We start from the raw sequence: 8813 nt of genomic DNA, 5'->3' as shown, positions 1-8813 counted from the left end.
GCAGGTGGTCGTAGTCACCGTTGAGGATGCCTTTGAAGCCAGCAATGGTGTCTTTCAGGGAAACGTATTTACCCGAAGCACCGGTGAAGACTTCAGCCACGAAGAACGGCTGCGACAAGAAGCGCTGGATCTTACGAGCACGGTTTACCAACTGCTTGTCGGCTTCCGACAGCTCGTCCATACCCAGGATCGCAATGATGTCCTTCAGTTCTTTGTAACGTTGCAGAACATACTGTACGCCGCGAGCGGTGTCGTAGTGGTCCTGGCCGATTACGTTCGGGTCCAGCTGGCGCGAAGTCGAGTCGAGTGGATCGACCGCTGGGTAGATACCCAGGGAAGCGATGTCACGGGACAGAACGACGGTGGCGTCCAAGTGGGCGAAAGTGGTCGCTGGCGACGGGTCAGTCAAGTCATCCGCCGGTACGTATACCGCCTGGATCGAGGTGATCGAACCGTTTTTGGTCGAAGTGATACGCTCTTGCAGAGTACCCATCTCTTCGGCCAGGGTCGGCTGGTAACCTACTGCGGAAGGCATACGGCCCAGCAGTGCGGATACTTCAGTACCGGCCAGGGTGTAACGATAGATGTTGTCGACGAACAGCAGAACGTCGTTACCTTCGTCACGGAACTTCTCGGCCATGGTCAGGCCGGTCAGTGCTACGCGCAGACGGTTGCCTGGTGGCTCGTTCATCTGACCGTAGACCAAGGCTACTTTGTCGAGAACGTTGGAGTCCTTCATCTCGTGGTAGAAGTCGTTACCCTCACGAGTACGCTCACCCACACCAGCAAACACGGAATAACCGCTGTGCTCGATGGCGATGTTTCGGATCAGTTCCATCATGTTTACGGTTTTACCAACACCGGCACCACCGAACAGACCAACCTTACCGCCTTTGGCAAACGGGCAAACCAGGTCGATAACCTTGATGCCGGTTTCCAGCAGATCGTTGCCGCCAGCTTGTTCCGCGAAGGAAGGTGCTGGGCGGTGAATGCCCCAACGCTCTTCTTCGCCGATCGGACCGGCTTCGTCGATTGGGTTGCCCAGTACGTCCATGATCCGGCCCAGGGTCGCTTTACCGACCGGTACGGAGATGGCTGCGCCAGTGTTGCTGACGTCCAGACCGCGCTTCAAGCCTTCGGTCGAGCCCATCGCAATGGTACGAACCACGCCGTCGCCCAGCTGCTGCTGAACTTCGAGGGTGGTTTCGGCGCCTTGAACTTTCAAGGCGTCGTAGATGCTCGGAACCTGATCACGTGGGAATTCCACGTCAATCACGGCGCCGATGATTTGTACGATACGTCCGCTACTCATAGCTGGATCCTCTGAATATTTGAACCGGTATCAAACCGCGGCAGCGCCGCCAACGATTTCCGAGATCTCTTGGGTGATCGCCGCCTGACGTGCCTTGTTGTAGATCAGCTGCAAATCGCTGATCAGATCACCGGCGTTGTCAGTCGCATTCTTCATCGCGATCATCCGGGCTGCTTGTTCAGCAGCATTGTTCTCGACCACCGCCTGGTACACCTGCGACTCCACGTAGCGCACCATCAGGCCGTCTAGCAGCTCTTTGGCGTCGGGTTCGTAGAGATAGTCCCAGTGATGCTTGAGATCTTGATCCGGATCGGCTTCCAGCGGAATCAACTGCTCCACTGTCGGCTTCTGCGTCATCGTGTTGACGAACTTGTTGGAAACCACGGACAGGCGATCAATACGGCCATCCAGGTAGGCATCCAGCATCACTTTGACGCTACCGATCAGATCATTGATCGACGGCTCTTCGCCCAAGTGGCTGATTGCAGCGACGACGTTACCGCCGAAGTTGCGGAAAAACGCCGCACCCTTGCTGCCTACTACGCAGATATCAATCTCTACGCCTTGTTCGCGGTTTACCGCCATGTCCTTGACCAGGGCCTTGAACAGGTTGGTATTCAAGCCACCGCACAGACCACGGTCACTGCTCACCACCACATAACCCACACGCTTAACTTCGCGGTCGATCATGAACGGGTGACGGTATTCCGGGTTAGCGTTGGCCAGATGACCAATCACCTGGCGGATACGCTCCGCGTAAGGACGGCTGGCAGCCATGCGCATTTGTGCTTTGCGCATCTTGCTGACAGCGACCTTTTCCATGGCGCTGGTGATCTTTTGCGTGCTTTTGATGCTCGCAATCTTGCTGCGAATCTCTTTTGCGCCTGCCATGCAACACCTATATAGGTACACCTATCGGCCAGCAGGATGGGGGCCTGGGCCCCCATCGCGGCTTACCAGGTTTGGGTGGCTTTGAACTTCTCGATACCAGCTTTCATGCCAGCGTCGATTTCGTCATTGAAGTCACCCTTCACGTTGATCTTGGCCATCAGATCGGCCAGATCGCGGTTGAAGTAAGCAATCAGAGCTTGTTCGAAGCTGCCGATTTTCGCGATCTCGACATCGACCAGGTAGCCACGTTCAGCGGCATACAGGGATAACGCCATATCGGCGGTGGACATCGGCGCATATTGCTTCTGCTTCATCAGCTCGGTTACGCGCTGACCATGCTCAAGCTGCTTACGGGTGGCTTCGTCCAGGTCAGAAGCGAACTGGGCGAAAGCCGCCAATTCACGGTACTGAGCCAGAGCGGTACGGATACCACCGGAGAGCTTCTTGATGATCTTGGTCTGAGCGGCACCACCAACACGCGATACCGAAACACCGGCGTTCACTGCCGGGCGAATGCCGGAGTTGAACATGGCCGATTCCAGGAAGATCTGACCGTCGGTGATGGAAATCACGTTGGTCGGAACGAACGCGGAAACGTCGCCAGCTTGAGTTTCAATGATCGGCAGAGCGGTCAAGGAACCGGTTTTGCCAGTCACAGCGCCGTTGGTGAACTTCTCAACGTACTCTTCGGAAACGCGGGATGCGCGCTCCAGCAGACGGCTGTGGAGATAGAACACGTCACCTGGGTAAGCTTCGCGACCTGGCGGACGGCGCAGCAGCAGGGAGATCTGGCGATACGCCACAGCCTGCTTGGACAGATCGTCATAAACGATCAGTGCGTCTTCACCGCGGTCACGGAAGTATTCGCCCATGGTGCAACCGGCGTACGGTGCAATGAATTGCAGCGCGGCGGATTCAGAGGCACTGGCAGCGACGATGATGGTGTTAGCCAACGCGCCGTTTTCTTCCAGCTTGCGAACCACGTTAGCGATGGTCGATTGCTTCTGACCGATAGCTACGTAGACGCAGTAAATGCCGCTGTTTTTCTGGTTGATGATGGCGTCGATGGCCAGAGCGGTTTTACCGATCTGACGGTCACCGATGATCAGCTCACGCTGACCACGACCAACCGGGATCATGGCGTCAACGGCCTTGTAGCCGGTCTGCACAGGCTGGTCGACCGACTTACGCCAGATCACGCCCGGTGCAACCTTCTCAACAGCGTCGCTAGCGACATTGTTCAGTGGGCCTTTACCGTCGACTGGGTTACCGAGGGCATCGACTACGCGACCCAGCAGTTCCGGACCAACCGGAACTTCGAGGATGCGGCCGGTGCACTTGGCACTCATGCCTTCAGCCAGCGATTGGTAGGCACCCAGAACCACGGCGCCGACAGAGTCGCGCTCCAGGTTCATGGCCATACCGTAGACGCCGCCCGGGAACTCGATCATTTCGCCGTACATAGCGTCGGCTAGACCGTGAATCCGTACGATACCGTCGGAAACGCTGACGATGGTGCCTTCGTTACGGGCTTGGGAAGCCACATCGAGTTTCTCGATGCGACCCTTGATGATTTCACTTATTTCGGAAGGATTGAGTTGCTGCATTGCTCTGCTGCCCCTTCAAACTCAAGATTTCAATGCTTCGGCTAGTTTCGCGATTTTGCCGCGAACTGAGCCATCGATAACCAGGTCGCCGGCGCGGATTACGACGCCACCAATAAGGCTGGCATCCTCCGCAGCGTGCAGGCGCACTTCCCGGCCGAGCCGTGCACTGAGAACCTTGGCGAGTTTGTCTTGCTGTTCGTCGTTCAATGCAAAAGCACTGGTTACATCCACATCGACCGATTTTTCTTGCTCGGCTTTTAACAGCTCGAACAGTTCGGCGATTTGCGGCAGCAGCGCGAGACGATTGTTCTCGGCTAGTACCTGGATGAAGTTCTGTACCTTGGCATCGAACTTGTCACCACACACTTCAATAAAAGCGGTGGCCTTGTCTGTACTCGTCAAACGCGGGGCCGTAAGTACGCGCTGTACGGTGGCGTCTTGCGACACCGCCGCAGCCAGGCCGAGCATGGCTGACCAATTGGCCAGTTGCTGGTGGGCCTGAGCGTACTCAAAAGCTGCCTTGGCGTAAGGTCGGGCCAACGTGGTCAGTTCTGCCATGATCGCGCCCTCGCTTAAATTTCGGCTGCCAGTTTGGAAACCAGCTCCGCATGCGCGTTTTGGTCGATGGTAGCGCCCAAGATCTTCTCAGCACCGCTGATCGCCAAGCCACCCAGTTGGGCACGCAGGGCGTCTTTGACGCTGTTCAGTTCCTGTTCGATCTCGGCCTGAGCCTGAGACTTCAGGCGCTCACCTTCCACACGGGCCTGATCGCGAGCTTCGTCGACGATCTGGGTAGCGCGCTTTTTGGCTTGCTCAATGATTTCAGCTGCTTGCGTTTTAGCTTCGCGAAGTTGCTGACCCACTTTCTCGTGGGCCAACTCCAAGTCGCGAGCTGCACGGCTAGCAGCGTCCAGACCATCAGCAATCTTCTTTTGACGCTCTTGCAAAGCCGCGATGACCGGAGGCCACACGAACTTCATGCAAAAGAGCACAAAGATGAAGAAGGCAACGGACTGGCCAATCAGGGTTGCATTAATGTTCACGCCAACACCTCGCTCGTTCGTTGTCCGTCAAACCATTAACTCGAGATCGAGTTATTGGCCGGCGAGTTGACCAACGAAGGGGTTCGCGAAGGTGAAGAACAGTGCGATACCAACGCCGATCATGGTCACGGCGTCGAGCAGACCAGCCACGATGAACATTTTAACTTGCAGCATTGGAACCATTTCCGGCTGACGCGCAGCGCCTTCCAGGAACTTGCCGCCCAGCAGGCCGAAACCAATGGCGGTACCCAGGGCACCCAGGCCAATCAGCAGTGCAACGGCGATCGCGGTCAGACCAACTACAGTTTCCATCTTTCCTCCCGACTTTTTATGTCGTATTGGTTTAAGGTTTTTAAGGTAAAGCGGTAAAGCAAACTTGCATTGCCCTTGCGGGCTGCGGCCCCAGGCAGAGGCCGCTCACTGCCAGCGCTTGCGCGCTATCAGTGGTTGTCTTCGTGCGCCATCGACAGATAAACGATGGTGAGCATCATGAAGATGAACGCTTGCAGGGTGATGATCAGGATGTGGAATACAGCCCACGCCCACTGCAGCACCACGCCCAAGCCGCTCAGCCACAGCAGACCACTGCCAAACATCACAGCGATCAGAATGAACACCAGCTCACCGGCGTACATGTTGCCGAACAACCGCAGTGCCAACGAAATAGGCTTGGCTACCAAGGTGACGAACTCCAGCAGGAAGTTGACCGGGATCAGAAGGATCTGAACCGCGATGTTCTTGCTGCCGAATGGGTGCAGGGTCAGCTCACCGATGAAACCACCGATGCCTTTAACTTTGATGCTGTAGAAAATGATCAGCGCGAACACCGACAGCGCCATGCCAAGGGTGGCATTCGGGTCAGTGGTGGAGACGGCGCGGAACGGGATGTGGTGATCGCCAGTGATTAGGATTGCCAGTTGCGGAATCCAGTCAACCGGTACCAGGTCGACGGCGTTCATCAGGAACACCCAGACAAAAATAGTCAGTGCCAGGGGCGCGATCAGCTTGTTGCGACCGTGGAAACTGTCTTTAACGCTGGTATCGACGAACTCGATCATGACTTCGACGAAGTTCTGCAGGCCGCCAGGTTGGCCGGAAGTGGCTTTTTTTGCCGCCATGCGGAACAACAGAATGAAGATCAGACCCAGGGCGATGGACCAGCCCAAGGTGTCTACGTGAAATGCCCAGAAGCCCATTTCTTTAGCTTCTTGTGCAGTGTGGGCAAAGCCCCAATCACCGTTTTGCAGTTTCCCGAAAGTCAGGTTTTGCAAGTGGTGCTGGATATAGCCCGAAGCGGTCTGTTCTGCCATGTGTGCCTCAAACGCCCTAAGGTCTCAAAAATCTTGTTCTAGTAAGCAGAGGCGCAAACCAATTGACCAACTGGGTCAGAAAGAACACGCCAAATACCGCCAGCGCATCCAGTGGTTTCACCCCTGCGAAGGTCAGTGCAAAGAGCACTGCCGTCAGAATCAGCTTGCCCGCTTCACCGGCATAAAAAGACCGGACTATCGCTTGGGCTGCCCTGGCGCCGGTAAACCGGAAAGCCTTGTGGGCGAAGTACATGTTCGGTAACCAGGCAATCAAACCGCCGAGCGCACCAGAGTAACCACTTACCGTACCGTGCCATTGCCACAAAACGACGGCTGCGATTAACAACACGACCAATTGGGTAAGCAACACGGGGAACACCGGCAAACGATGGAAGGGCAGGCGGTTGGGCGTGCGTACATCCATCTAGCTTTCTCCGGCTTTCGGCCTCTGGTGACAGTCGTCGTACAATCAACGACTTGGCATAGTTTGTGCCGACAAAATGCGCGCAGAGTATAGGGGCGGTTCCCCCCCTATTCAACTGCTGGGTAGTGATTTCCGATCACACGCTACATGACTGAATATGTCGGGAAAGGACTCATCGGATGTGAGCCAGAACCCCTTGTAGTTCATCCAGCGAGTTATAGCGGATTACCAACTGGCCTTTGCCCTTCTGCCCATGCTTGATTTGCACCGGCGAGCCCAGGCGCTCTGCGAGGCGCTGTTCGAGACGACTGATATCCGGGTCGACTTTCGCCACTTCGGCCGGCTTCTCTTTGGTGCTCAACCACTGGCGGACCAGTGCCTCAGTTTGGCGCACCGTCAGACCTCGTGCGACAACATGTCGCGCCCCTTCAATCTGCTGTTCGGCCGGTAAACCGAGCAATGCTCGGGCATGGCCCATTTCCAGATCGCCATGGGAAAGCAGGGTTTTGATTTCTTCTGGCAGAGAAATCAAACGCAGCAAGTTGGTAATGGTCACCCGCGATTTACCCACCGCTTCGGCCACTTGCTGTTGAGTCAGCTGGAACTCTTGCTGCAAACGTTGCAAGGCCACGGCTTCTTCAATCGGGTTGAGGTCTTCGCGCTGGATGTTTTCAATCAGTGCCATGGCGATGGCCGCCTCATCAGGCACTTCGCGAACCATGGCTGGGATTTTGTCGAGCCCGGCCAATTGGCTGGCGCGCCAGCGGCGTTCACCAGCGATGATTTCAAAACGTGCATTACCAATCGGGCGCACCACAATCGGCTGCATCACGCCCTGAGCGCGGATGGACTGGGCCAGCTCTTCCAGAGCGGTGCTGTCCATATCACGACGTGGCTGATACTTGCCGCGCTGAATCAGATCCAGCGGCACGTACTGCAGCTCACGGGTATCGGCTTGTGCGGCTTCTTCTTGCAAAGCGTTGACCGTAGTGCCGCCCAGCAGGGCGTCCAGTCCGCGTCCGAGACCTCGTTTTTTGATGGCCATTGGAATTCCTTATGCTTTTGCGGTTCGGGTGGCGTTGCGCTGACGCCGGGACAGTTCACCGGCCAATGCCAGGTAGGCGAGGGCACCACGGGATTGCTTGTCGTACGCCAACGCCGGCATACCGAAACTCGGTGCCTCGGCCAGGCGCACGTTACGCGGGATAACGGTGTCGTACAGCTGATCGCCAAAGTGCGCCTTGAGCTGGGCAGAGACATCATTGGTCAGGCTGATACGCGGGTCATACATCGTGCGCAGCAGGCCTTCGATTTTCAGGCTTGGGTTCAGCAGCTTGCCGATACGTTGGATGGAGTTGACCAAATCGGTCAGCCCTTCAAGTGCGTAGTACTCGCACTGCATCGGAATAATCACGCCATCGGCTGCTACCAGCGCGTTGACCGTTAACATCGACAGCGACGGCGGGCAGTCGATCAGGATGTAGTCATAGTTCTCGCGGATCGGCGCCAAGGCTTCGCGCAGGCGATTCTCTTTAGCCGGCATATCCAACAGCGCCACTTCGGCGGCAGTCAGGTCGCGGTTAGCGGGCAGCAGCTGATAACCGCCATGCTCAGAAAACTGCATGGCCTGGCCCAAATCGCACTCGCCAATCAGCACATCGTAAATCGAATGCTCCAAGGCCAACTTATCCACACCGCTGCCGGTGGTGGCGTTGCCCTGTGGATCGAGGTCGATAAGCAGCACACGACGCTTGGTCGCAACCAGTGAAGCCGCCAGGTTGATGCATGTGGTGGTTTTGGCCACACCACCTTTCTGGTTGGCGATGGCGAATACTTTAGCCATGGTCAGCGTCGGTCCCGATCATATGATGCGGCGCAGTATCAACAGATGCCGTTGACCTTGGCAACCGGGAACCTTGAGGACGTGCGTTGCAGCCAATTTAAAGTCGGCGGGCAGGGCCTGCAATTCGTCATCCGGGTGCACGCCTTTCATGGCCAACCAGCGGGTATCGACGTCGCCCAGGTGGCGAGTCCACTCGGAAAAATCCTGCAGCGAGCTGAAAGCACGGGAGCAGATTCCGGAAAACGGCTCGGCGGGGGTAAACCCTTCCACACGGCTGTGGATAACTTCCAGGTTACCCAGCTTAAGCTCCAGTTTTACCTGGGTGAGAAAGCGGGTCTTTTTACCGTTGGAGTCCAGCAAGGTGAACTGGCGTTCGGGAAACA

At 56.5% G+C, this 8813-nt stretch carries 11 protein-coding genes; all 11 read right to left on the bottom strand.

Translation table 11 applies throughout. The features are described 5' to 3' along the window. On the bottom strand, positions 1-1312 hold a 1312-nt coding region (gene atpD, locus AAAB16_RS08010), incomplete at its 3' end, for a F0F1 ATP synthase subunit beta (protein WP_340662869.1). A gap of 30 nt (positions 1313-1342) precedes the next feature. Then, entirely contained in the window at positions 1343-2203 is an 861-nt protein-coding gene (atpG, locus tag AAAB16_RS08005) for a F0F1 ATP synthase subunit gamma (protein ID WP_108095253.1), read from the bottom strand. Between the two features lie 62 nt (positions 2204-2265). Then, entirely contained in the window at positions 2266-3810 is a 1545-nt protein-coding gene (gene atpA / locus AAAB16_RS08000; protein WP_340662868.1) for a F0F1 ATP synthase subunit alpha, read from the bottom strand. Between the two features lie 21 nt (positions 3811-3831). Continuing rightward, positions 3832-4368: a F0F1 ATP synthase subunit delta gene (locus AAAB16_RS07995; RefSeq protein WP_110615577.1), complete on the bottom strand. Its 537-nt coding sequence runs from the start codon at positions 4366-4368 to the stop codon at positions 3832-3834. A 14-nt stretch (positions 4369-4382) separates the two neighbouring features. After that, entirely contained in the window at positions 4383-4853 is a 471-nt protein-coding gene (locus AAAB16_RS07990) for a F0F1 ATP synthase subunit B (protein WP_110615576.1), read from the bottom strand. A gap of 51 nt (positions 4854-4904) precedes the next feature. After that, positions 4905-5165 (bottom strand): F0F1 ATP synthase subunit C, encoded by a 261-nt coding sequence (atpE, locus tag AAAB16_RS07985; RefSeq protein ID WP_110615575.1) that lies wholly within the window; start codon positions 5163-5165, stop codon positions 4905-4907. A 128-nt stretch (positions 5166-5293) separates the two neighbouring features. After that, positions 5294-6163, bottom strand: coding sequence for a F0F1 ATP synthase subunit A (atpB, locus tag AAAB16_RS07980; RefSeq protein WP_110615574.1), 870 nt, complete (start codon positions 6161-6163; stop codon positions 5294-5296). Between the two features lie 16 nt (positions 6164-6179). Continuing rightward, positions 6180-6587: a F0F1 ATP synthase subunit I gene (locus tag AAAB16_RS07975; protein WP_340662867.1), complete on the bottom strand. Its 408-nt coding sequence runs from the start codon at positions 6585-6587 to the stop codon at positions 6180-6182. Between the two features lie 172 nt (positions 6588-6759). Beyond that, positions 6760-7632: a ParB/RepB/Spo0J family partition protein gene (locus tag AAAB16_RS07970; RefSeq protein ID WP_340662866.1), complete on the bottom strand. Its 873-nt coding sequence runs from the start codon at positions 7630-7632 to the stop codon at positions 6760-6762. Between the two features lie 9 nt (positions 7633-7641). After that, positions 7642-8430 (bottom strand): ParA family protein, encoded by a 789-nt coding sequence (locus tag AAAB16_RS07965; protein ID WP_110615571.1) that lies wholly within the window; start codon positions 8428-8430, stop codon positions 7642-7644. Positions 8431-8448: 18 nt separating this feature from the next. Beyond that, positions 8449-8813 (bottom strand): RsmG family class I SAM-dependent methyltransferase (locus AAAB16_RS07960; RefSeq protein WP_340662865.1); only part of this gene is annotated, 365 nt, incomplete at its 5' end.

It is taken from the genome of Pseudomonas sp., assembly GCF_037994325.1.
GTDB lineage: Bacteria > Pseudomonadota > Gammaproteobacteria > Pseudomonadales > Pseudomonadaceae > Aquipseudomonas.
The sequence above is the reverse complement of the archived record's forward strand: the minus strand, read 5'-3'. Positions and strand labels throughout refer to the sequence as shown.